We start from the raw sequence: 23,285 nt of genomic DNA, 5'->3' as shown, positions 1-23,285 counted from the left end.
GGCCCGGCTACCTGATCGGCTTCTCCTTCGGGCCCTTCGGGGAGAGAAGGACCAGGCCGAGCAGGAGCAGGAGCCCCGCGGCCTCGGGCGAGTACGTGGGCGCGTCGGACACGACGGCCTCTTCCTCCACCATCAGGCTCGCGAGTGTTTCGGCTTCGAGCGTCGCGCTGTGTGACGTCGTAGTCGTCGCGGTCCGGAACTGAGTAAGCATCAGAAGTGCCTCCTCGTCTGGATTTCACCGCCCGGTCGGACGATGCCCCCGTTCGACAGTACGAGCACCTCCCGGGGGCTGCATCCGCAACTCTCTGAGCTGGGAAATCGCCCTCGGTGTGGGTCCGGAAGCGGCGAGTCGGTACGGTCGGGGGCATGACCACAGCCTTGATCACCGGCGCGACCGCCGGCATCGGAGCCGCCTTCGCGCGACGGCTCGCCCGCAGCGGCTACCAGCTCGTCCTGGTGGCCCGGGACACCGAGCGCCTGGAGCGCGCCGCCGCCGACCTGCACGGCAGGTACGGCATCGAGACGGAGGTGCTGACCGCCGACCTCGCGACCGACGAGGGCATCGGCGCCGTCGAGGCCCGACTCGCCGACCCCGCCCGCCCGGTGGACCTCCTGGTCAACAACGCGGGCTTCGGCAACAAGGGCGCCTTCGGGACCGTCCCGCTCCAGGACGAGCTGGCCATGCTGAAGGTGCACATCGAGGCGATCCTGCGGCTGACCACGGCCGCCCTGCCCGGAATGCGGGAGCGCGGCCGCGGTGCGATCGTCAATGTGGCCTCGGTGGCGGCCTTCCTGCCGCGCGGCACGTACGGCGCGAGCAAGGCCTGGGTGGTCAGTTTCACCCAGGGCGTGCTGCGCGACCTCGGCGGTACGGGCGTTCGGATGATGGCGCTCTGCCCGGGCTTCACCCGGACCGAGTTCCACCAGCGGGCCGGCATGGGCACCGGGAACATCCCGTCCTGGTCCTGGCTGTCCGCCGAGCGGGTGGTGGACGAGGCGATGCGCGACCTGGCGCGCGGCCGGGCCGTGTCCGTGCCGGGCAAGCGGTACAAGGTCGCCGTGGCCATCGCCCGAATGCTGCCCTCCGGCAAGCTCGGCGGGGTCTCCTCGAAGGCGGCGCGCACCTACCGGACCAACTGAGGCCCGGGGCGGTCGGGGCGGTCGGGCACTCCGCGGGCCCGTACGCGCGCTCCGCGGGGTCCGTACGCGCGCTTCGCAGGGATCGTACGGGCGCTCCGCGGAGCCTGTACGGACGAGGAATAGGGCAATAGTCACTATTAGCTTATCTAACTATGAGCTATCCTCGCTATATTGCCCCGCACCCGACCGCCCCACCCAGGGAGGCCCGTCCTTGAGGCCCACCGCCATCGACTGGACCCCGCCCGAGCGAGCCGAGGGCGAACCCCGCCCACCGGCCGAGTGGCGCCGTATCCTCGCGCTCTTCCGCCCGTACCGGGCCCGCCTGGCCGTCGTCGGGCTGCTGGTCGCCGCCTCGGCCGTGGTCTCGGTCGTCTCGCCCTTCCTGCTCAGGGCCGTCCTGGACACCGCCATCCCGCAGGGCCGCACCGGGCTGCTCAGCCTGCTCGCGCTCGGGATGATCCTGACCGCCGTGGTGAACAGCATCTTCAACGTGCTCCAGACGCTGATCTCCACCACCGTCGGCCAGCGCGTGATGCACGACCTGCGCACCGCCGTCTACGGCCACCTCCAGCGGCAGTCGCTGGCCTTCTTCACCCGCACCCGCACCGGTGAGGTGCAGTCCCGGATCGCCAACGACATCGGCGGCATGCAGTCCACGGTGACCTCCACCGCGACCAGCCTGGTCTCCAACCTGACCGCCGTGGTCGCCTCCGTCGTCGCCATGGTCGCCCTCGACTGGCGGCTGACCGTCGTCTCGCTGCTGCTGCTCCCGCTGTTCGTCTGGATCAGCCGCAGGGTCGGGCAGGAGCGCAAGAAGATCACCACCGAGCGGCAGAAGCAGCTGGCCGCGATGAGCTCGGCGGTCCAGGAGTCGCTCTCGGTCAGCGGCATCCTGCTCGGCCGCACCATGGGCCGCTCCGGCTCGCTCGCCCGGGAGTTCACCGGGCAGTCCGACCAGCTCGCCGACCTGGAGGTGCGGGCCAGCATGGCCGGGCGCTGGCGGATGAACACCATCCAGATCGTGATGGCCGCGATGCCCGCGCTGATCTACTGGGCGGCCGGGCTGACCTCCGCCGCCGGTGCGCCGATCGTCTCGGTCGGCACCCTGGTCGCCTTCGTCACCCTCCAGCAGGGCCTCTTCCGGCCCACCGTCAGCCTGCTCTCCACCGGCGTGGACGTGCAGACCTCGCTCGCCCTCTTCCAGCGCATCTTCGAGTACCTCGACCTGCCGGTGGAGATCGACGAGCCGGCCGACCCGGTCACCCTGACCGACATCCGCGGCGAGGTCCGCTTCAAGGACGTCGACTTCCGCTACGACCCGGCGCAGGAGCGCCCCACCCTGGCCGGCGTCGACCTCACCGTCCCGGCCGGGAGCTCGCTGGCCGTGGTCGGCGAGACCGGCTCGGGCAAGACCACCCTCAGCTACCTCGTCCCGCGGCTGTACGACGTCACCGGCGGAAGCGTCACCCTGGACGGCGTGGACGTGCGCGAACTGTCCTTCGACACCCTGGCCCGCGCGGTCGGCGTGGTCTCCCAGGAGACCTACCTCTTCCACGCCTCGGTCGCCGAGAACCTGCGCTTCGCCAAGCCGGGCGCCAGCGACGCCGAGCTGGTCGAGGCCGCCCGGGCCGCACAGGTCCACGACACCATCGCCGCCCTCCCGGACGGCTACGACACCCTGGTCGGCGAGCGCGGCTACCGCTTCTCCGGCGGCGAGAAGCAGCGCCTCGCACTCGCCCGGACGATCCTGCGCAACCCGCCGGTGCTCATCCTCGACGAGGCCACCAGCGCGCTCGACAACCGCACCGAGCACGCCGTCCAGCAGGCCGTGGACACCCTGGCCGCCGGCCGCACCACCATCACCATCGCGCACCGGCTCTCCACCGTCCGCGCCGCCGACCAGATCGCCGTCCTGGACCACGGCGAGGTGGTCGAACTCGGCACCCACGAGGAGCTGGTGGCGCTGGACGGACGGTACGCGGCGCTGCTGCGCCGGGAGGTGCCGGAGGCCGCCCGGCAGCCCGAACCGGCCGCACTCGGGCACGTGTGACGGGGCGGGTGCGCCCGGGTTCGTGTCGAGCCGGGCCGACGGGGCGGCCGCCGCGCTCGGACGCGCGGGACGGGCCGGCGTGCGAGCGCGTGCGCCCGGGACGGGCCGGCGGTCAGGCCGCCTTCGGGACCTCGTTGTAGCTCTCCGCGACCTCCTGGCCGGAGAGCCGCTGGATGGCCGCCATCACCTCGTCGGTCACCTGCCGACGGGCCTTCAGCGAGCGGGCCTGCCCGTGCAGCTCGTCGAAGTGCAGCGGCTCGCCGAAGCGGACCGTCACCTTCTTCAGCCGCGGCAGCCGCTTGCCCACCGGCAGGATCTGCTCCGGACCCTCCAGTGCCACCGGCACCACCGGCACGCCCGCGGTCAGCGCGAGCCAGGCGACGCCCGTCTTGCCCCGGTAGAGCCGGCCGTCCAGGGAGCGGGTGCCCTCGGGGTAGATGCCGAAGGCCTTGCCGTCCTCCAGGATCTCCAGCGCCGACTCCAGCGAGGCCTGAGCGGAACGGTAGGTGCCGCGCTCGACCGGCACGGCGCCGATGGCCTCGAAGAAGCCCTTGGAGAGCCGGCCCTTGAGCCCGGTGCCGGTGAAGTACTCGGCCTTGGCGAGGAAGTGGACCCGGCGCGGGGCGGTCAGCGGGATCACCACGCTGTCGATGAAGGACAGGTGGTTGCTGGCCAGGATCACCCCGCCCTTGCGCGGCACGTTCCCGATTCCCTCGATGACCGGCCGCCAGATCCCCCGCGAGACCGGTTTCAGCACCAACTTGGTGGCGAGGTCGAGCACGATTCCCTCCCTGGACGAACGATCGCCCGGGAGGAGCCCGGGCCTGCAATCAGATCCGCAGACTACGACACCGACCCCGGCGCGCGTCCACTCCCGGCGACCGTGGCGAACACCACGGCCGGGTAGGGTACGGCCGTCCGAACCGAGCGACACCCCGCAGTACCCAGGAGGGCACCATGGAGACCACCGAGGCGATCAAGGCCTTTTTCGACCGCTTCGACAAGGACGGCGACGGCAAGATCACCCCGGCCGAGTACGCTCTGGCCGCCAACGAGATGGGCGACCACGACGTCACCATCTCGATGGCCGAGGCGCTGATCCACAGCATGGACACCAACCACGACGGCGTCCTGACCTTCGAGGAGTTCCTGGCCGCCCGCCGGCGCTGAGCCCGTGCCGACGGGGCCGGTCGCCGTACCGGCGGCGCCGGCCCCGTCCGGAGGTCCCGCGGACGCTCCCGCGCCGCTCCTCCTACTTCTCCTTCTCCACCGGGAACACCCGGCGCACCACCCGCTCCGCTGCCCCGCCGTCGTCCCAGACGCAGAACTTCGCCCGGAAGTCGGCCCGCGCCGCCGGCTCGGGGTCGCCCGCCAGCAGCGCCCGCGCCAGCCCGTCCGCGTCCACCGTGACCGCGCCCGGCGGCTCCGCGAACAGGTCGAAGTAGACGCCGCGTTCCCGCTGGTACTCCTCCCAGTCCGGGGCGAAGACCACCACCGGCCGGTCCAGCACCGCGTAGTCGAACATCATCGACGAGTAGTCCGTCACCAGCATGTCCGCCGCGAGGTAGAGGTCCTCGACGGTCGGGTGCGCCGAGACGTCCACGATCCGCGCCGACTCCGCACCGGCCGCCGTCAGGTCGCCCGGGCCGTCCGCGTGGAAGTAGTGGGTGCGCACCAGCAGCGTGAAGTCCGGGCCCAGCCGCCGGGCCAGCTCCGCCACGTCCAGCAGCGGCACGTAGCCGCCCTTGCTGCCCCGGTGGGTCGGCGCGTACAGCACCGCCCGGGTGTCCGGCCGCAGCCCGAGCAGCTCGCGCATCGCCCGGACCTCGTCCGAAGTGGCGTTCGCCAGCCGGTCGTTGCGCGGGTAGCCGGTGTCCAGCATCTCGTACCGGCCGGGGAAGGCACGGGCGAAGTGCCCGCTGGTGTGCGGGTTGGGGGAGACCAGGAAGTCCCAGCGGTCGACGGCCTCCTGGAGCAGGTCGAAGTCCATCCCCTCGGCCGCCGCCGGATGGTCGCGCAGGTCCATGCCCATCGCCTTGAGCGGGGTGCCGTGCTGGGTCTGGACGTGCACCGTGCCCGCCCGCTTCGTCATGGTGCGGGGGAAGTTGACGTTGTTGACGAAGTACTTGGCGGTCGCCATCGCCCTGAGGTAGGCGGGGGTGTTGACGATCACGTACGGCACCCCGGGCGGCAGCGTGGCGGCCTGGGCGCGGTTCTCCACCACCCACACGCCCCGCACCCGCGGGGCGAGTTCCTTCGCCTTCTCGTAGATCGCCGCCGGGCTGCACGCGTAACCCCGGTGCCAGTACGCGGCGTAGACCGCGAGGTGCTGGTCCAGTGGCAGCCGGCGGAACGCGTTGTACGCGGTGAACCGGGCGCCGCTGCGCATCCCCTTCTTCACCGCGGGCGCCACCGCCCGTGCCCCGCGCTTGAGTTCGCGCGGCAGCCGGCCGGTGCGGCGCAGCTCGGCGTACGCGATCCGGGCGCCGCGGGCGGCCAGCCGGTACTGCACGCCGCGCACCCCGCCGGGGAAGCGGTAGCCGGCCGGGCGATGGCGGTCGAAGTGCCGGGCGATCCGCTGGAAGAAGTCCTTGCGCAGGTCGGTGGGGACCAGCCCGGGGGTGTCGTAGACGTTCAGGGCCTGGCGGACGGTCCGGTCGAAGACCAGGGTGCGCAGCGAGTCCGGGACGGGCCGGCCGGGGCGGTCCGGGCGGTCCAGGAAGGCGAAGATCGCGTCGTACTGGGCGAACACGTCGGCGTGCTTGGGGGAGGCGGTGGCGGTGATCGCGCCGTCCCGGCCGCGCCGGTAGAAGTAGCAGGGGCGGTCCAGGTAGCGCAGCCGCTCGGCGGCCAGCAGCGCCGGGTAGGTGACCGAGATGTCCTCGTAGTAGCCGCGGCCGAAGGAGACGCCGAGGCCGTCCAGGAACGCGCGGCGGAACAGCTTGTTCCACACCGACATCACGGTCTGGAACAGCGCCGGGTGCTCGGCCAGGGTGCAGCCCTCGACCAGCGGGGAGTCGGCCAGCACGTGGCGCCAGGGGTTGGGCTCCGTCCCGCCGTCCGGGTAGACGTGGGTGAAGCCGGTGAGCAGCACGTCGGCGGGGGTCTCCCGGAGACGCTCCCGCGCCAGCTCGTCCAGCAGCGTGCCGACCGTCCCCTCGGGCACCCAGTCGTCGCTGTCCACGAACCAGACGTACTCGCCGCGGGCCTGCGGCAGGGCGGCGGTGCGGGCGCCGCCGAGGCCCTGGTTCTCGGTGAGGTGCAGCACCCGCAGCCGGTTGTCGCGGGCCGCGTAGGCGTCCAGGATCGCGCCGGAGCCGTCGGGGGAGAGGTCGTCGACCGCGATCACCTCGAAACGGGTCTCGGCGGCGGGGACGTCGCCGAGGATCGAGTCGAGGCAGCGCGGGAGGTACCGCTCCACGCCGTGGACCGGGAGCACGATGCTGAGGAGGAGGGACACGCTGGCCGAGTGTACCGATCCACCGGGCGCGACCTGCGCGGACGTCCGGTGCGGGCCTTCCGGGGCCTTGCGGCCCTTGGGGGGCCTGGGCGGCGGTGGCGGCGCCGCGGCTGCGGCGGGGGCTCGGGGGGTGTCCGGGAAGGGTGTCCGTGAAAGCCGTCCGTGGCGGACAAGCCGTCCGTGGCGGACCCGGAACCGCCGGTGCCGGGCCCCTCGCGGGGCGGCACCGGCAGTCAGGTGGCGATCCGGCCGACCCTCGACGACCGACCGCCGGTCCGGGCACCGCGCGAGCCTGGCCACCGCAGCGTCGAGGCGGCCGGGCAGTGGCTCGCGGGAGCCGGAGTTCTTCATCACTCGAACACACGCTTGAGTGCGGTGCGGGCACTGGCGTGTGCATCCGATATTGCTTGGAGGTTCGGCGGGAGTCAATCCCTCGAATGTGTTCACTTCCTGAAGTCGGTCGGTCACGGCGTCATCGGGGTCCGCGCTCGGGCGGTCATGCCCGGGCGGGCCGTGCCCGATGGGCCGGTCGGTGATCGCTTTGTCGATGTGGCGGCTGTCCCCTTAATAGGGGGACGCGGGCGGGGGCGGGCGGGAAGCGGTCGGTGCGGGCGGTCGGCGCCGGCGGTGCGTGGGCGGGGTGCCGCCGGGGCGCCGCTGTGCGCCGGGCGCGCGTCATGCGCAGGGTTGCCGCACTCGCGCCCGCCCGCCCTGGTGACGGATGGCCGGTCGTGCACCATCATTGATGCCTAGTCGTGACCGGCCGGGCGGCCCCTGGTGCTTCGTCAGTTGACGCCGCACGATACGGTGGCACAACACCAAGGACGGTTGCGCGAAGGCCGTCCTTCACGGATAGTCTTCGCCTCACGGCCCTGGCGCCTCGTAGGGGTGGGAAAAACTGATGGAACACATGCAAGTGCGGACTCGGCCCCGCGTGCCGGCGATCCAGTGCGGTGTCGGCACGACCGGCCGCCGGATCGACCGACACCTGGCCGTGCTCGGCGCGCCCGCACTCCCGGCGGTGGACACCGCCGAGGCGCTCGGGTTGATAAGGGAGCTCACGCCGCGCGGCGCCGAGGCCCCGACGACCCGTCGTCGCCACACCAGGATCTCGCTGCTGACGCCGCTGCGTCGGCTGCGGCGGAGCCTTTTCGGCGGGCGCGGCTAGTCCGACCGGTGCGGCACGGGTCCCTCCCCGCCGCCCGGTCGGAACCGACCCGGTGGACCGTCCGGTCCGCCGGGTCTTCAGTGTGTCCGGACGGCGTCCGGGCGGTGCCCGGGGGAGCGTCGCGGCCGTCCGGGGTGATGTGGTCTGAACCTTTCAGCCTATGCGAGTTTGCCCGCCCGGCACGGCCAGACGGCGAGGGAGTACGCCCGGCCCGCTGACCTGGGACAGGATGGCGCCATGGCGGACAACAACCACTCCACCCAGACCGGCTCGCTCCCGACCACCACCTTCCAGAGCAGCACCTTCGAGATCACCACCGGCTCCCGCGAGGTCGCGCTCGACATCACCGACCGCTGCGTCGAGTTCCTCGACGAACGGGCCACCGGGCGCGACGGCCTGCTCAACATCTTCGTCCCGCACGCCACCGCGGGGATCGCGGTACTGGAGACCGGTTCGGGCAGCGACGACGACTTCCTCGCCACCCTGCGCGACCTGCTCCCGGCCGACGACCGCTGGCGCCACCGGCACGGCAGCCCGGGCCACGGCCGGGACCACGTGGTGCCCGGACTGGTCGCCCCGCACGCGACCCTGCCGGTGCTCGGCGGTCAACTGGCCCTCGGCGTCTGGCAGTCGGTGGTCCTGGTCGACACCAACGGGGACAACCCGCGCCGGACCGTCCGGCTGTCCTTCCTCGGCTGACGCGCGGGAACGGCGGGCGGTACGGCGGGTGGCCTCGGCGGACCCGGTGGCTCAGCGGACGTGCGCGGCCACCGCGGCGAGGTAGCGCTCGATCGCCAGGTGCTGGCAGAGCAGGGCCACCGGCCGGCCGAGCCTGGCGTACCAGGCGGACAGCCGGGAGAACGCGGTGACCTCGAACCACACCTCGCCGCCGGCGTCCATCGACACCAGGAACGCCTCCTCGCCGCACTCCGGGTGCCCGGGGAGGGTGCCGTACCCGAAGCCGATCCGGTCCGGCTCCTCCACCGTCCACACCACCCGGCAGGGGATCACCAGCCGGGGCCACCGGCTCCCCGGCAGGTTCAGCCGCAGCAGTACCGTCCCGCCCTCCCGGGCCGGGCCGGCCGGGTGCACCGCGAAGCCGGTGCCCAACTGGCTGCCCCAGCCGAACACGTAGCGCCCGGCCCGCTCCAGCACCTCCGGCCCGTGCCCCAGGTGGACCCGCCGCCGCAGGTGGGCGTAGCCGTCCGGGAGCCGCCCGCCCCCGTCCCGGGTGGCACCCACCTCGGGGTACGACGGGGTGGTGGCGCGGGCGGCGAGCAGGCGTCGGTGCAGGTCGGTGGGCATGCCGGCCACGGTAACCGCCAGGTGGGAGGGGGCCGTCGGCGGGGCGGGGGCGGACCTGTGGCGGGCTTCAGTGAACAGGTTTCAGCGGACAGGTTTCAGCGAACGAACGTCAGCGAACAGAGTTCAGCCGACAGCTTTCAGCGAACGTTTTCTGACATCTGTTCGCTGCTGGCGAGGCGAGGCGAGGCGGGGCGGGGCGGAGGGAGAGAGGGGCGGGCGGCGGCCCGGTCACCTGCGGCGTGTTGCGGCAGGGCGGCGGCGCGGAGTAGGAAGTCGGTATGAGCGACACCGGTGCGAACCAGGAAGCGGGCGTCTGCGAACTCGCGCCCGACGGCGGAGCGGAGGCGGCGCTGTGGCACGACCCGCGGGCGGCCGGGCCGCGCGCCGACTGCGTCCTGTGCGGCGAGCCGACCGAACTGCCCGCCGACCAGCCGGGCAGCACCCTCTGCCCGGTGTGCGCCTGGCAGCAGGCGCAGCGGATCGCCTGCTCGGGCTGAACCTCCGGACCAGGGTCCGGGGGTTCAGGCCCTACGCGTCCTCCCGCCCGGCCAGCGCCAGGGTCGAGCCGTGCCGCCCCTTGCGGACCAGCAACTGGGCGGGGATGCGGCTGCGCAGGTCGGCGACGTGGCTGACGATGCCGACCGCGCGGTCCCGCTCGCGCAGTCCGTCCAGGACGTCCATGACCTCCTCCAGGGCGTGCTCGTCGAGGGTGCCGAAGCCCTCGTCGATGAAGAGGGTGTCCAGCGGCATGCCGCCCGCCTCGTCGGTGACCACGTCGGCCAGGCCCAGGGCGAGGGAGAGCGAGGCGAAGAAGCTCTCGCCGCCGGAGAGGGTCGCGGTGTCCCGCTCGGTGCCCGTCCAGGCGTCGACCACCCGCAGGGCCAGGCCCGAGCGCTTGGTCCCGGTGCCCCGGTCGTCGCTGTGCACCAGGGTGTAGCGCCCGCCGGACATCCGGACCAGCCGGTCGCTGGCCGCCGCCGCGACCTGCTCCAGCCGGGCCGCCAGGACGTACGACTCCAGGCGCATCCGCAGCCGGTTGTCGGCCGAGGTGCCGGCCGCGAGCGCGGCGAGCCGGTTGATCCGCCCGTACCTGTCCAGCGCCGGGGCCAGTTCGGCGGCGAGCCCGGTCAGCTGCCGCCCGATCGCGGCCAGCGCCCCGCAGCGCTCTCGGGCGGCCGCGTGGGCGGCGTGCGCCCGGCCGAGCCGGTCGGTCGCGGTGCCGAGCGCGGCCGCCACGGCGGGCAGGTCCACCGGCGGACGGACCGCGGCCTCGGCCAGCTCCGGCAGCGCCAGCTCGCGGCGGACGGCGGCGGTCTCCGCGCGGTGCCGCTCCAGCCGGGCCTCCAGCCGCTCGCGCTCCTCGCGCGGCAGCAGCACCGCCAGCGCCGCCGCGGCGTCCGGGAAGCCCGCCGCGGCGGCGGCCTTGCCCAGCTCCTCCTCGGCCTCGCCGAGCCGGGCCGCCGCCTCCGCGTACGCCCGGGCGGCGACCGCGGCCGTGGCGACCGCCTCGGTGAGCCGGGTGAGGGCCGTGGCCCGGTCGGCGACCGAGGCCGCCTCGCCCCGGGCGGCCGCAACCCGGGCGGTCAGCGCCTGCTGCTCGGTGTCGAGCGCCAGCAGCCGGTCGGAGAGGACGGCCGCGCGCTCCTTGGCCTCGTGCAGCTCGTCGACCCGGCGGGCACGGTCCTGAGACAGCCGGGCGATCTCCTGCTCGACCCGGCCGAGCGACTCCGCCGCGTGCCGCGCCTCGCGGTGCTCGCGCTCCAGCCCGGCGAGGGCCTGCGCGAGCGCCTCCGTACCGTCCGGCCCGGCCGCGCCGGACGCGGTGGCCTCGCGCACCCGCAGCGCGGTGAGCGCCTGGTCGGCCTCCGTCCAGACCCGCTCGGCGGCGGCCTGCGCCCGGCGCGCCCGCTCCTCGTCCTCGGCGCCGACCCGGCTGCCGGGCGCGGCCTCGGCGGGCGCCGGATGCTCGGGTGAGCCGCAGACCCGGCAGGCCCGGCCCGCCCGCAGCTGCTCGGCCAGCTCGGCGGCCATGCCGCTGAGCCGGCGGTCCCGCAGGTCCAGGCTGTGCTCGCGGGCGTCCAGCGCGGCGGTGCGCAGGGCGACCACCCGGGGCTCCGCCGCGGCGATCTCGGCGCGCAGGCCGTCGCGCTCCCGGGCCGCGCCCAAGCGGACGGTCAACTCGGCGCGCTGCCCGTCCAGTTGCTCGACCCTCGAGGTCTCCGACCGGGCCTCGGTGTGCTGCTGCTCCAGGCGGGCCAGCCCGTCCTCGAACTCGGCGAGCCAGTCCTCGGCCTCCTCGGCCAGCTCCTCGGCGGCGCGCCGGTCCTCCGTCAGGGAGCGCTGCTCGCGGGCGAGTTCGGCGCAACGCCGCTCCTCCGTCGTGGCCGCCTCCAGCCGGACCACCTCGGCCCGCAGCCGCAGCTCGGCCTCGGCCAGCCCGGCGGTGTCCGCCCCGGCGAGCTCCCGGCCCTCGCCACCGGAGCCGGCCAGCGCCTCGCGGTGCCGGCGCTCCGCCAGCCGGGCGCGACCGAGCGCCTCGGCCGCGCTCTCCCGCAGCCGCAGCGCCGACTCCACCCCGACGGCCTCCTGCGCGGCGGCCAGCCGCTGTCGGTCCGCGGCCGCGGCGGGCTCGAAGCCGGCCAGCCGCTCGGCCAGGCCCACTGCCTCCCGGTGCCGGCGCTGCCGGCCGGCCAGCTCCTCGGCGGCCTCGCGCCGCTCCTGGGCGGCGCGCTGGGCCGCCCCGGCACCCGCGAGCGCGGCCTCGGCGACAGCGAGCTGCTCGGCCGCGCCGCCGCGCAGGACCGCCGCCCAGCCCAGCACCCCGGCGGCCAGGCCGGCGGCGTCGTCCTCGGCCGGCACCCAGCCCGCGGCGGGCTCGGCGTCCGGACCGGCCGCCTGCTCGGCCTTGCTGGCGAGGTCCCGCAGCCGCCGCCGGCCGGCCTGGACGGCGGCCTCCTGGCCGCGCCGCTGCTCGGCCAGCCAGGCCTCCACGTACTGGAACCGCTCGGTGTCGAACAGCCGCCGCAGCAGCTTGCCGCGCTCCTCCGAGTCGGCCTTGAGGAAGCGGGCGAAGTCGCCCTGCGGCAGTAGCACCACCTGGCAGAACTGCTCCCGGTTCATGCCGACCAGCCGGTGGATCTCCTCCCCGGCCTCCTGATGCGACTTGCTGAGCCCCCGCCAGCCGGGCGTGCCGTCGCCCGTGTCGGCGACCCACTCGCGCAGCAGGGTCTGCGCCCGCTCCACGGTGGTGCCGGTGCCGACCTTCTTCGGCCGGCGCTGCTCCGGCAGCCGGGTGACCTGGAGCCGCCGCCCGCCGAGGGTCAGCTCCAGCTCCACCGAGGTCAGCCGCTTCGGGTCGGCGTGGTCGCTGCGCAGCCGGTTGGCCCGGCGCGCGCCCGGCGTCTCGCCGTACAGGGCGAAGCAGACCGCGTCCAGCACGCTGGTCTTGCCCGCGCCCGTGGCGCCGCGCAGCAGGAACAGCCCGCCGGCGGCGAGCGCGTCGAAGTCCACCGTCTCGCTGCCCGCGAACGGGCCGAAGGCGGTGACGGTGAGCTTGTGCAGCCTCATCGGGGCAGGTCCGCCTTCCGGTCGGTGGTCTCCCGGACGTGCTCGAAGCCCTCGCGCAGCCAGCCGAGCTCGTCCGGCTCCGGCTCGGCACCGGGGCGGACGTGCCGCAGGAAGCCCTCCGCGATCTCCAGGTCCCCGCGGCCGCTGACCCGCGCCGCGTACGACTGCGAGGGCTCGGCCTCGCTCCGCTCGGGGTCGAACAGCAGCTGGAGGGTGTGCGGGAAGCGGCGGCGCAACCGCTCCATCGGCTCGCTCGGCCGGGCCGCGTCGGTGAGCGTGGCCTGCACCCAGGACTGCTCGTGCTCGGCGTACCCCTCCTCGGTGAGCAGCGCGTCGAGGGTGCCGCGCAGCGTCGCCAGCCGGCGCGGCTCGGGGCAGGGGACGCGTTCGGCCGTCACCGAGCCGTCGGCGGCCAGGTCGACCAGCCACATGGTCTTGCGCTGCTTCACCTCGGAGAAGGAGTAGGCGAGCGGGGAGCCGCTGTAGCGCAGGTGCGGGGCGAGCGTCTGGCAGCCGTGCAGGTGGCCGAGCGCCGCGTAGTGCACCCCGTCGAAGACCGACGCGGGTACGGAGGCCACGCCGCCGACCGCGATGTCCCGTTCGCTGTCGCTCGGCGCGCCGCCGGTGACGAAGGCGTGCGCCAGCACCACCGCCCGGGTGCCGGACGGGCGCGCCGCGAGATCCGCCCGGACCTGGTCCATCGCGGCGCCGAGCACCGCCGCGTGCCCGCCCTTGGCCAGCCCGAACCGCTCGCGCACCAGCGTCGGCTCCAGGTAGGGGAGCCCGTACACCGCCACCGGGCCGTGCTCGTCCGCCAGCAGGACGGGCTCGGCGCACTCGCCCGGGTCGGTCCGCAGGTGGATGCCGGCCCGCCCGATCAGCCCCGCCCCGACGCCGAGGCGGCGGGCCGAGTCGTGGTTGCCGCTGATGAAGACCGTCGGCACCCCGAGGTCCGCCAGCCGGTGCAGCACGTCGTCGAACAGCGCGATCGCTTCCAGCCCGGGCAGCGCCCGGTCGTACACGTCCCCCGCGACCAGCACGGCGTCCACGCCCTCGGACCGGACCACTTCCACCAGGTGGTCCAGGAAGGCGCGCTGGGCGTCGTGCAGGCTCTCCCGGTGGAACGAGCGCCCGAGATGCCAGTCGGAGGTATGCAGCAGTCGCATGGTCCCCGACCCTAACGCGCAGCACTGACAATCCCGCCCGGCCCGGTGGAAACCACACACCCCGGGGGTCCCGGGGGTCCCGGGGGTCCCGGGGGTCCCGGGAGTCCCGGGGGGACGGCGGGCCGCGGGTGCCGTGCGGTGCCGGTGAGGGTGGCGCTGAGCTTGTTCGATTACTTGGGGTGAATTGTCAGTGGCTCTGTGTATGTTCCTCGGCGTCGGCCACCCCCGGTCGGGGCGGCCGACGAGGTCCGGAGTCGGGCGAGCGAGAAGGAGGAGTCATGACTGTCGTGCGGGAGTCGGTGTGCGAGGCGCTGGGCGCTGCGGCGGGGCGTCCGTCGCGGGGGCGGCGGCGGGTGCTGGTGATGGCCGGGCGGAGGCCGGGCGGCGGTGTCGGCGGGGTGTCGGCCGCCGGGCCCGGCGGGGCGGCGCCGCCCGGGGGCGGCCGGCCGCCGGGGGCCCGTGCGGGAGGGGACGGTGCGCGGGCGGTCGGGCTCGGCGGGCGGGTCCGGGGCGCGCCGCCGCCCCAGCCGGTGGCGGTGGCCCTGGCCGTCGACGCCGGGGACTTCGCCGGGCTTACGCGGTACGGGCTGTTCGGCGGGCTCGGGCACCAGGCCTACCTGCGGCGGGCGGAGGAGCAGCTCACGGCCCTGCACCGGCAGGGGCTGGAGGTGCACCTGCGGGTCCTGGAGGCGGGCGACTTCGAGGACTACTGCGAGGCGCTCGGCCTCGATCCTCGGATGCCCGCCGCCCGGGTCGCCTACGCGGGCGATCCCGAGCTGGCGGGGGAGCCGTTCGTCTACGCGGGGGAGCGGCTGGCCGAGCTGCTCCCGGTGCTGCTGGACGACCACCGGGCGCGGGTGCGGATGTCCGTGGCCTGCGCGGCCCTGCTGGACGCCGTCGGCGAGGACCCGGACGGGCAGTTCCGGATGGCGGCCGTGATGCGGTACGTGACGTCCGTCTACCTGGCGCTCGCCGAGGGCGCGGGGGAGGGGTGCCACCTGCTGACGCTGCGCTGCCACGGCCCGGAGGACGGCGAGGAGCTCACCTCGGCGGTGGACGTCTGCGTGGAGGAGGGGCGGCTGTACCCGGCCGGGCGGGACGCCGAGGCGTTCTGCGTCACGCTCGCGGCGGGCGTCGCCCTGGGCGGGGAGGGGGCGTTGCTGCTGCACGGCGATCCGTCGGCGGGTGTCCGGGCCGCCGGTCAGGCCGACGGCCGGTCCGCCCCGGCTAGGGGCCCGGCCTCCCCGGCCGACGACGCCGGGCTCCGGCCGCCGGTGCTCGGCTGGGCGTTGACCGGCGGGCGGCTGCGGCCGATGACGGCGCACGAGGTGTTCGACGAGCTGGCCGACGATGCCGCGCGTGGGATGCCGTTCCCGCCCGGGGTGGACCCTCGGCCCGGGTTCCCGCTGCCCGGCTTCCGGGGCGCCGGGGAAGGGGGTGGGCCGCTGGGGTGATCGGGGGGCTCGTCGCCTCCGCGTCCACCGCGTTCGCCGCGTTCACCGCCTCCGCGTCCACCATGCGGCGCTGGGGACTGTTCATCGACCGCCTGTTCGGGGAAGATTCGGAGAAGATCAACAGCAGGAGCGTGCGGTGCCCCACGCCGCCGCTCCGGCCGCTCCGTACCGCGCCCTGCAGGTCCTCCCCGCGCACCGCCGGTCCGGCGAAGCCCGACAGCGAGAGGGGGACGGATGAGCGAGCGGAGCGAGCTCGGTGCCAGGGGGTGCGCAGGGGCGAGCACCCCCGCCGAGCGCCGCGGGGCGAGAGCATGAGCCCGATCGAGTACAGCGCGGAGATCGCCGAACTGCTCGGGAAGGTGCGGCGGCGTCCCACCGCGGGCTGGCCGTGGCGGCCGGGCGAGCAGGTGCCGGAGGGGCTGCCGGTCAAGCAGTCCTGGGGGTGGCTGTTCGCACCGGACGGGCGGGTGCTGACGCTGGTGAACCCCCGGGACGGGATCTGCTCGCTGCCCGGTGGGTCGCTGGAGCCGGAGGACGGCGGTGATCCGGCGGCCGCCCTGGCCCGGGAGGCCGCCGAGGAGGCGCAGGCCGTGATCGGCCGGCCGTACTACCTCGGCTACCTCTACGACCGGGTCGGTTCGGCGAACGGCGGGCACGAGTGCGCGCGGGTCCGGATGGCGGCGGCGCTGCGGGCGGTCGGCCCGAGCGTGGCCGACCCGGCCTCGGGCCGGCACTACCGGCGACTGCTGGTCGCGCCGGGCCTCGCCGTCGAGCTGCTCGGCTGGGGCGCGCCCGGGCTGCGTCAGGCCCGCGCGGCGGTCGCCACCGCCGCGCGCTGGCTCGGCGTGCCCGCGGCCGCGAACGAGGCGATCGAGGAGCTGCCGGTCGAGGGCTGCACGGTCTCCCCGGGCGCCGTCTACCCGGGTGCCGTGCACCTCGGTGGTGGCCGCCCCGGCGTGCACGGCTGACCACGCGCGTCGCCGTACTCCTGCGCGACCTCCCGGCGGGGCGCCCTGATGCGCTGCCCTGGCGTGGTGTCCCGCCGTGCTGCCTTGACGCGCTGCCACATCGCGCGGCACGTACGGCAGGCGCGGCAGGCGCGGCCATGGCGGACGTCAACCGTCAGCCGCACGCGTCCGATCAGCCGCACGGGTCCGATCAGGCTCACCGGTGAATTTCACCGCTTCCGCCGATGCCCTGTTCCGCCCACCTTCTGACGTGCCTTGAGGTGTTCCGTCAGCCCCCCCTGTGCCCCTCGGCACCCGCTTCGAATCTGACTCGGCGGTAACCGGGCGGCAGCCCCCCGCTTACCGTGCACAGAACTTCCGCAAGTTGCCGGTCTACGCGCGCTGCGCTACGCGCGTCACCGCGTACCCCCGCTGACCTGGGCGAAATCCCGGATTGTCGGCGGCAATTCATCTCCGGGCTGTCGGACGGCCCGTCAATATCCTTGGCATGACCGCTTCCGGGTTTGGCTACCGCCTGGTATCACTTCTGTGACCCTCGCCACGCCACCCCACTGGAGATGCGATGATCCGCCCTGCCCGTGCCCTGTCCATCGCCGCCGTAGCGGCAGGCCTCACCATGACGACGCTCTTCGCCGCGTCGTCCGCGAACGCCGCCGGTGTCAACTACGTGGCCCTCGGGGACTCGTACTCCTCCGGCGTCGGTGCCGGCAGCTACCTGAGCGACAGCGGCAGCTGCAAGCGCAGCACCAACGCGTACGCGTACCTCTGGAAGAACGCGCACGCGCCGTCCTCCTTCAAGTTCGTGGCCTGTTCGGGCGCCAAGACCGGTGACATCCTCAACAGCCAGATCTCCGCCCTGGACGCCGGCACCACGCTGGTCAGCATCTCGGTCGGCGGCAACGACGCCGGTTTCGCCGACACCATGCAGACCTGTGTCCTCGGTTCGGAGTCCGACTGCGTCAACGCCGTCAACACCGCCAAGAACTACGCCACCACCACCCTGCCCGGCCAGCTGGACAAGGTGTACTCGGCGATCAAGTCGAAGTCCCCCAACGCCCACGTCGTGGTGATGGGCTACCCGCACATCTACAAGATCGGCGGCAGCTGCATCTTCGGTATCGGCGACACGGCTCGCGCCGCCATCAACAGTGCCGCCGACACCCTGGACGGCGTCCTCGCCAAGCGGGCCGCCAACGCCGGCTTCGCCTTCGGCGACGTCCGCAACGTCTTCACCGAGCACGAGATCTGCGGCTCGCTGACCACCTGGCTGAACAGTGCCACCCTGCCGGTCGACGAGAGCTACCACCCGAAGGCGGCCGGCCAGTCCGGCGGCTACCTGCCGGTGTTCTCGGCCTCCTGAGGACGGTAGGCCGTAAGGGCCGTAGGAGCCGGATCGGCCCGCAGTGGTCGTCGTGGCGGACCGCAGTAGCGAACCGTTTTGGCGGACCGTCGTCACGGACGGGCTCCGACGGGCACCGTCCCGTCCTGGGGCATGCCGGTGCCGCCGTCCCCTCCCACGTTTCGGGAGGGGGCGGCGGCACCGCCGTTTCAGCGGCCGTTCGGTGCCGATCCGTTCGGCGCGGATCCGTTCGGCGCGGGCCTGCCCGGGGCCGGTCCGGTCGGCGGGAAGGGGATGCCGGCGAGGACCGGCAGGAGTTCCGCCTCCTCGAAGTCGAGGTGCGCCTCCAGTTCGGCGGACATCCGGTCCAGCTCCGTACGGAGCCGCTCCGGTTCGGTGACCGCGATCCCGGCCAGCAGGGCCACCAACTCCTCCTTGATCCGCCCGATGGCCCGGTGCTGCTCGTCGAGCCGCGCCAGGACGTCGGCCAGCTCCGGGTGGCTGCGTGCGAGGGCGGGGAACACGGCGGTGTCCTCGCCGGTGTGGTGGTGCGTCAGCCCGTCGCAGAAGGCCAGGCAGTGCTGGCGCAGCTGCAGCCCGAGCGGGGCCGGTCGGCCCGGGAGGTGGGCGTGCGCTTCCTCCCGTACGTGGCGCAGCTGTGCGCGCAGCCAGGTGTGCGCCTCCAGCAGCTTGTCGGCGAGGCTGCGCACCACCGGGGCGGGGCTGACGGAGGGCGGCTCGGGTCGTTCCAGGGCGACGACCGGCAACTCCCGGTCGGTGTGCGCCTGGTAGTCGCCGTAGCCCGGAGCCTGCCGGACGACGGCGGCGAACAGCCGTTCCCGGCGGTCGCCTTCGGCGGGCACGGCGACGGTGTCGAAGGCCTCGACGCCGGATCCTGCGCTGTCGAAGGCCTCGGCGCCGATCTCGACCCGGACCACCGGGTGGGCGAGGAGGTTGCGGTACCACTGGGGGTGTTCCGGCGCCCCGGCGGCCGAGGCGACGACCAGGAGCAGCCCCTCCGCCCGGACGTACCCGAGCGACACGGTGTGCGGCCGCCCGGAGCGTGCCCCGGTGGTGGTCAGCAACAGCAGGTCGCCGCCCTCGAACGGGCCGCCGACCCGCCCGCCGTTGGCGCGGAACTCCTCGATGACGTTCTGGTTGAAGGACATGGGCATGCGTGTGTGGTGGATCTCCAGAGAGGAAAGGGGAAGTCGCGGTCACCTGCTGTGCCGAGTGCCGAGTGCCGGAGCCGGTGATACGGCTGGTCGCGCGTCCGGCGATGTCCGCAGACGTCCGTCGGCGTCCGTAGACGTCCGTCACGGGGCACGGTTCGCGCACGCGGGCAGCGCGGTGACCGCCCGGCGTCAGATCAGGGAAGCGGAGAGAGTGCTCATCGCGCATCGTCCCTTCGGAAAGGTGCTCGCTCGGCTGTCGGCCGGCCCACTACTCTGTGGCCGACGCCGCGCTGCACGCCCCCATTAGAGCCAGGCCGCGGACACGCTGTCAACGAGGACGATCGCCGCCGGAGAGGAACCGGAAGCCGCCATGGAACGTGTGGTGGACCTCGACGACGCCGCCGCGCGGATCGCCGCCCGGGCCCCGGGATGGCGTGCGGCCCGGCTGACGGTGGGTCCGCTCACCTGGCGCGATTGGCTCGCGCCGTGGCCGCAGCCGCTGGAGACGGACCGTGCCCGGGTCGTCGATCCGGACTCGGTCGGCCTGCGGCTGGCCGACCCGCTGACCGGTGCGGAACTGGAGGTGGTGCTCTTCTGCGGGGGCTGGGCGGACGTGTCCTACCTGGCCGCTGGCTGGGAGGAGAAGCTGGTCACGGCGGGGGAGCACGAGTCGGGCGGTGCGATCCCGGCCCAGGACATCACCTCCGCGGCCGACTTCGAAGCGCGCCTGACCGGATGGACGGGAGACGTCTTCGGCGGCTGAGCGCCGGAGCGCCGGAGCGCCGGAGCGCGGGAGCGCCCGAGCGAACGGCGACGCGCCGCCGCCCCCTCGGAGGCGGCGGCGCGTCCGTCAGGCCCGGACGGTGCCCGTCAGCGGAGGTAGTCGACCAGGCCGGCCGGCTTGAGCCCGGCGGCGTCGGCGGCGGCGAGGGCGCGCTGGAGGTCGGAGGCGAGGGTGTCGGTCCAGTGCATCAGGACGACGTCGCCCGGCTGCAGCAGGCCCGGGTGCCAGATGTTGGCGGCGCCCCAGCTGAAGTCCGCGTCGGCGGTGAGCACGGTGCGGATGCCGCAGTTGGCGGCGGCCTGCAGGGTGTCGGCGTTCCAGGTGAAGTACGGCGGGCGGAAGAACGTCGGCGTGGAGCCGAAGATGCGGGTCATGGAGTCACGGGCGTCGCAGATCTCGACCTGCTGCCGTTCCAGCGGGAGCGTGCTGAGGTCGGTGTGGGAGACGCTGTGGTCCTGGACCGAGGAGCCGGGTACGGCGGTGACCCGCCGGAAGAAGTCCGGGTCGGTGGCGGCCGGCATCGGCAGCGGGAAGGCGGTGATCGGCAGCCGGTGGTCGGCGATGAACCGTTCCGCCTCGGGGGTGCGCTGCCAGCCGTCGTCCACGGTGAAGAAGACGACCTTGTCGTTGGTGGGGACGGAGCCGGCGGCGACGGCCGGGGCGGGTGCGGGGCCGTCCACTCGGACGTCGTCCACGGAGAACGGGCCCTGCTGGTACCAGCCGTGGACGTACAGCCGGATGCTGCGCGCGTTCGGGCCGGTGGTGAACCGGGTGCTCAGTCGCTGCCAGCCGCCGCCGGTGGTCTCCGTCCAGGCGGGTGCGACGTCCTTGCCGGTGCCGGTGGCGCCCAGGTAGACGAAGTTGCCGCGCACCCATGCGGAGGCCGTGTAGGTGGTGTTGGGCTGGACCGCGACGGTCTGCGCGCACTCCCCGGTGGAGTCGGCGTTCGCGGGGGTGACGGTCAGCGCGGAGGCGCCGGTGTGCGGGGCGTTGGCGGTGACGGCCGCTTCGGCCGGTCCGCCGGTGCAGCTCCAGCCGGGGACGCTGCCCCAGTCGGCGAGGTCGGGGGAGGGCAGTTCGAAGCCGGGGTTGGTGGCGAGGTTGACGGTCGGGGCGGCCTGGGCGCTCGGACCGCCAGCCGGGGCGGCCTGGGCACTCGGACCGCCGGCCGGGGCGGCGTCGGCCGAGGCCGCCGGTGCGGCGAGGCCGGTGAGCAGGGCGACCGAGGCGGCCAGCGCGGACAGGCGCGCGGACAGGCGTGTGGACATCGACACGTGAGGACTCCAGCAGGTGGGGGTACGCCCGTGGGGAGGGCGTGAGCGGAATCGGACCGTGGAACTCTGGATCGTCGCAACAATGGACTAGACCAATAAGGCCGTCAAGGGAACGGCGGATGAACCAGTTCGCCGCTGCGCGGTCATCGCGCCTGTGGCACAAGGGACAAGACGGTACGTCAAGGACCAGACGGACAGCCCCGGTTCAGGGCAGGTACAACTCCTCGATGTCCGTCGCGTAGTGCTCGGCGATCGCCGCCCGCCGCAGCTTGAGCGAGGGCGTCAGCAGCCCCTGCTCCTGGCTGAACTCCCGTGGCAGCAGCCGGAACGCGCGGATCGACTCGGCCCGCGAGACGGCCGTGTTCGCGGCCGCCACCGCACGCTGGACCTCCACGTGCAGCTCCTCGTCCGCGAGCACCGTCCACGGGTCCGCCTGCTCCCGCCCGTGGGTCTTCAGCCAGTGCGCCAGGGCGGCCGGGTCGAGCGTGATCAGTGCGGCCACGTACGGGCGGTCGTCGCCCACCACCAGGCACTGGGAGACCAGCGGGTGCGCCTCGACCCGTTCCTCCAGGGCCGCCGGGGCCAGGTTCTTGCCGCTGCTGGTGACGATCAGGTCCTTCTTGCGGCCGGTGATGCTGAGGTAGCCGTCCTCGTCCAGCCGGCCCAGGTCACCGGTCGCGAACCACCCGTCGACCAGGGACTCGGCGGTGCACCGCGGATGGTTGAGGTAGCCGCCGAAGACCGAGCCGCCGCGCACCCACACCTCGCCGTCGTCGGCGATCGCCACCGAGGCGCCCGGCACCGGCTGTCCGACCGTGCCGAGCTTCTGCCGGCCGGCCGGGTTGGCGGTGATCGCGGCGGTGGTCTCGGTCAGCCCGTAGCCCTCGTACAGCTGGAGGCCGGCGCCGGTGAAGAACAGGCCCAGCTCGCGCCGGAGCGTGGAGCCGCCGCACATCACGCTGCGCACCCGGCCGCCGAGCACCGCCCGCAGCCTCGGGTAGACGGTCCGCTCGTACGCGAGGTGGCGCAGCCGCAGGGCCGCGCCCGGTCCGGGGCCGCGGCCGAAGGCCTTCTGCTCCCGGGCGGCGGCCCAGTCGACGGCCACCTGCCGGGCCTGCTCGAAGAGTTCGCCGCGCCCGGCGTCCTCGGCGGCCCGCCGGGCCTGCTGGAAGATCTTCTCGAAGACGTACGGGACGGCGTGCAGGAAGGTCGGGCGGAAGGTCTCCAGCGCGGGCAGCAGCGCGTCGGTGGAGACCTCGGGGATGTGCCCGATCCGGAAGCCGCCGCGGATCGCCGCGATCTGCACGGCCCGCCCGTAGACGTGCGCGAGCGGCAGGAACAGCAGGGTGGCGGGGCGGCCGCCGCCGGTGTCGCGCAGGACGTCCCCCCAGCCGGCGAGCAGGGCGTCCGCCTCGGCGGCCAGGTTGGCGTGGGTGATCAGGCAGCCCTTGGGGCGGCCGGTGGTGCCCGAGGTGTAGACGACGGTGGCGATGTTCCCGGCGGCGACGCCGAGGCGCTGGCGGTGCACCAGGGAGTCGGGCACGCCGAGGCCGTCCTCGGTGATCGCGGCGACGCAGTCGCGGTCCAGCTGCCAGATGCCGGTGAGGTCGGGCAGCGCGTCGCAGACCGCGCCGACGGTCATCGCGGCGTCCTCGTCCTCGACCAGACAGGCCACCGCCTGGGTCTCGGCGAGGATCCAGCGCACCTGCTCGGGGGAGGCGGTGGGGTAGACCGGCACGGTGATCGCGCCGATCGACCAGAGTGCGTAGTCGAACAGCGTCCACTCGTAGCGGGTGCGGGACATCAGGGCGACCCGGTCGCCGTAGCGCACGCCGTGGGTGAGCAGACCCTTGGCCAGGGCGAGCACCTGGTCCCGGAACTCCCGGGCGGTGACGTCCTGCCACTGCCCGTCCTCGGTCCGCCGGGACAGCTGGACCAGGTCGGGGGTGCGCCCGGCGGTGTCGTAGAGGGAGTCGGCGAGTCCTCCGGAGGCCTCGGGCACGGCCGGGGCGGGGGTGGTGAACTCGCGCACAGTCCTCCCCAGTTCGGTGCCGGTAGTACGGGGTGGGCCGAAACTATCGGATCACCCTGTCACTGCCCAGGGTTGTGGCGGTGACACGACGAGATCGGCACCGGCCTCCTCCGGTGGTGTCGTCCCCGGGGAGGTGCGGAGGAGGAACCGCTGAGGGTGCGGGGGCCTCGTGTCAATCCCGCATTTCCGGGCACGGGCGGACATTCCGGACGTGAAGCGGGGGAGGGGGAGGCCGGTTTCTGACGTGTGCGGGACGAGACCGGTCGGTGGACTGGTTCGCCCCTCGAACGAGTGGTGAGGGCGTAGTAGAGTCTCGCAGACCTGTGGCCGGAAACCCCTCCTCCGACCTTGCCCTCGGCACCCTCCATGCCGTCCCGCGCCACCCCCCGTACCAGCCCCGTAC

The 23,285-nt window shown here is 74.1% G+C and carries 19 protein-coding genes; 10 read left to right on the top strand and 9 right to left on the bottom strand.

What is annotated here, in order from left to right; translation table 11 throughout:
- Positions 1-7: 7 nt before the first annotated feature.
- Positions 8-211: a hypothetical protein gene (locus tag ACFVXH_RS04385; RefSeq protein WP_387820114.1), complete on the bottom strand. Its 204-nt coding sequence runs from the start codon at positions 209-211 to the stop codon at positions 8-10.
- A 155-nt stretch (positions 212-366) separates the two neighbouring features.
- On the opposite strand from ACFVXH_RS04385, the gene ACFVXH_RS04380 reads away from it, so the two are divergent.
- Both ACFVXH_RS04380 and ACFVXH_RS04375 read left to right on the top strand, forming a co-directional pair.
- Positions 367-1,140 carry an SDR family oxidoreductase gene (locus ACFVXH_RS04380; protein ID WP_074004271.1) on the top strand — a complete coding sequence of 258 codons (774 nt, stop codon included), beginning with the start codon at positions 367-369 and terminating at the stop codon, positions 1,138-1,140.
- A 211-nt stretch (positions 1,141-1,351) separates the two neighbouring features.
- The gene (locus ACFVXH_RS04375; RefSeq protein ID WP_049650629.1) at positions 1,352-3,190 is read left to right on the top strand and encodes an ABC transporter ATP-binding protein; all 1,839 of its coding nucleotides are present in this window, start codon (positions 1,352-1,354) and stop codon (positions 3,188-3,190) included.
- A gap of 112 nt (positions 3,191-3,302) precedes the next feature.
- Here ACFVXH_RS04375 and ACFVXH_RS04370 read toward each other — a convergent pair whose 3' ends face one another.
- Positions 3,303-3,971, bottom strand: coding sequence for a 1-acyl-sn-glycerol-3-phosphate acyltransferase (locus ACFVXH_RS04370; protein ID WP_049650628.1), 669 nt, complete (start codon positions 3,969-3,971; stop codon positions 3,303-3,305).
- A gap of 176 nt (positions 3,972-4,147) precedes the next feature.
- Between ACFVXH_RS04370 and ACFVXH_RS04365 the strand changes: the two genes are divergently transcribed.
- On the top strand, positions 4,148-4,360 hold the full coding sequence (locus ACFVXH_RS04365; protein WP_049650627.1) for an EF-hand domain-containing protein: 213 nt from the start codon (positions 4,148-4,150) through the stop codon (positions 4,358-4,360).
- A gap of 82 nt (positions 4,361-4,442) precedes the next feature.
- Here ACFVXH_RS04365 and ACFVXH_RS04360 read toward each other — a convergent pair whose 3' ends face one another.
- Positions 4,443-6,650, bottom strand: coding sequence for a CDP-glycerol glycerophosphotransferase family protein (locus ACFVXH_RS04360; RefSeq protein WP_387820111.1), 2,208 nt, complete (start codon positions 6,648-6,650; stop codon positions 4,443-4,445).
- Positions 6,651-7,551: 901 nt separating this feature from the next.
- On the opposite strand from ACFVXH_RS04360, the gene ACFVXH_RS04355 reads away from it, so the two are divergent.
- A complete protein-coding gene (locus ACFVXH_RS04355; RefSeq protein WP_049650625.1) occupies positions 7,552-7,818 on the top strand; it encodes a hypothetical protein in 267 nt (88 codons plus the stop codon).
- Between the two features lie 237 nt (positions 7,819-8,055).
- Entirely contained in the window at positions 8,056-8,517 is a 462-nt protein-coding gene (locus tag ACFVXH_RS04350; RefSeq protein WP_387820109.1) for a YjbQ family protein, read from the top strand.
- A gap of 51 nt (positions 8,518-8,568) precedes the next feature.
- Here the strand turns inward: ACFVXH_RS04350 and ACFVXH_RS04345 are convergent, their stop codons facing one another.
- Positions 8,569-9,123 carry a DUF1990 family protein gene (locus ACFVXH_RS04345; protein WP_387820107.1) on the bottom strand — a complete coding sequence of 185 codons (555 nt, stop codon included), beginning with the start codon at positions 9,121-9,123 and terminating at the stop codon, positions 8,569-8,571.
- Positions 9,124-9,401: 278 nt separating this feature from the next.
- On the opposite strand from ACFVXH_RS04345, the gene ACFVXH_RS04340 reads away from it, so the two are divergent.
- On the top strand, positions 9,402-9,620 hold the full coding sequence (locus ACFVXH_RS04340) for a hypothetical protein (protein WP_387820105.1): 219 nt from the start codon (positions 9,402-9,404) through the stop codon (positions 9,618-9,620).
- A 31-nt stretch (positions 9,621-9,651) separates the two neighbouring features.
- Here the strand turns inward: ACFVXH_RS04340 and ACFVXH_RS04335 are convergent, their stop codons facing one another.
- A complete protein-coding gene (locus ACFVXH_RS04335; RefSeq protein WP_387820103.1) occupies positions 9,652-12,690 on the bottom strand; it encodes an AAA family ATPase in 3,039 nt (1,012 codons plus the stop codon).
- A complete protein-coding gene (locus tag ACFVXH_RS04330; RefSeq protein WP_387820101.1) occupies positions 12,687-13,856 on the bottom strand; it encodes an exonuclease SbcCD subunit D in 1,170 nt (389 codons plus the stop codon). The genes ACFVXH_RS04335 and ACFVXH_RS04330 overlap by 4 nt, the downstream gene beginning before the upstream one ends.
- Before the next feature lie 278 nt (positions 13,857-14,134).
- On the opposite strand from ACFVXH_RS04330, the gene ACFVXH_RS04325 reads away from it, so the two are divergent.
- The 3 genes from ACFVXH_RS04325 (at position 14,135) to ACFVXH_RS04315 (ending at position 17,638) form a co-directional block, all read left to right on the top strand.
- The gene (locus ACFVXH_RS04325; RefSeq protein WP_387820099.1) at positions 14,135-15,310 is read left to right on the top strand and encodes a hypothetical protein; all 1,176 of its coding nucleotides are present in this window, start codon (positions 14,135-14,137) and stop codon (positions 15,308-15,310) included.
- Positions 15,311-15,621: 311 nt separating this feature from the next.
- Entirely contained in the window at positions 15,622-16,278 is a 657-nt protein-coding gene (locus ACFVXH_RS04320) for an NUDIX domain-containing protein (protein WP_181970874.1), read from the top strand.
- Between the two features lie 562 nt (positions 16,279-16,840).
- Positions 16,841-17,638 (top strand): SGNH/GDSL hydrolase family protein, encoded by a 798-nt coding sequence (locus tag ACFVXH_RS04315; protein WP_053112220.1) that lies wholly within the window; start codon positions 16,841-16,843, stop codon positions 17,636-17,638.
- A 188-nt stretch (positions 17,639-17,826) separates the two neighbouring features.
- Here the strand turns inward: ACFVXH_RS04315 and ACFVXH_RS04310 are convergent, their stop codons facing one another.
- Positions 17,827-18,792 carry a nitroreductase/quinone reductase family protein gene (locus ACFVXH_RS04310; protein WP_380738631.1) on the bottom strand — a complete coding sequence of 322 codons (966 nt, stop codon included), beginning with the start codon at positions 18,790-18,792 and terminating at the stop codon, positions 17,827-17,829.
- 370 nt (positions 18,793-19,162) lie between these two features.
- Between ACFVXH_RS04310 and ACFVXH_RS04305 the strand changes: the two genes are divergently transcribed.
- Positions 19,163-19,555, top strand: coding sequence for a hypothetical protein (locus tag ACFVXH_RS04305; protein WP_387820096.1), 393 nt, complete (start codon positions 19,163-19,165; stop codon positions 19,553-19,555).
- A gap of 107 nt (positions 19,556-19,662) precedes the next feature.
- Here the strand turns inward: ACFVXH_RS04305 and ACFVXH_RS04300 are convergent, their stop codons facing one another.
- A complete protein-coding gene (locus ACFVXH_RS04300; protein ID WP_387820575.1) occupies positions 19,663-20,844 on the bottom strand; it encodes a polysaccharide deacetylase family protein in 1,182 nt (393 codons plus the stop codon).
- Between the two features lie 211 nt (positions 20,845-21,055).
- The gene (locus ACFVXH_RS04295; RefSeq protein WP_375873420.1) at positions 21,056-22,882 is read right to left on the bottom strand and encodes an AMP-dependent synthetase/ligase; all 1,827 of its coding nucleotides are present in this window, start codon (positions 22,880-22,882) and stop codon (positions 21,056-21,058) included.
- Positions 22,883-23,285: the final 403 nt, after the last annotated feature.

The organism is Kitasatospora sp. NPDC058184 (genome assembly GCF_042883725.1).
Classification (GTDB): domain Bacteria; phylum Actinomycetota; class Actinomycetes; order Streptomycetales; family Streptomycetaceae; genus Kitasatospora.
This window is presented reverse-complemented; position numbering and strand designations above follow the sequence as displayed.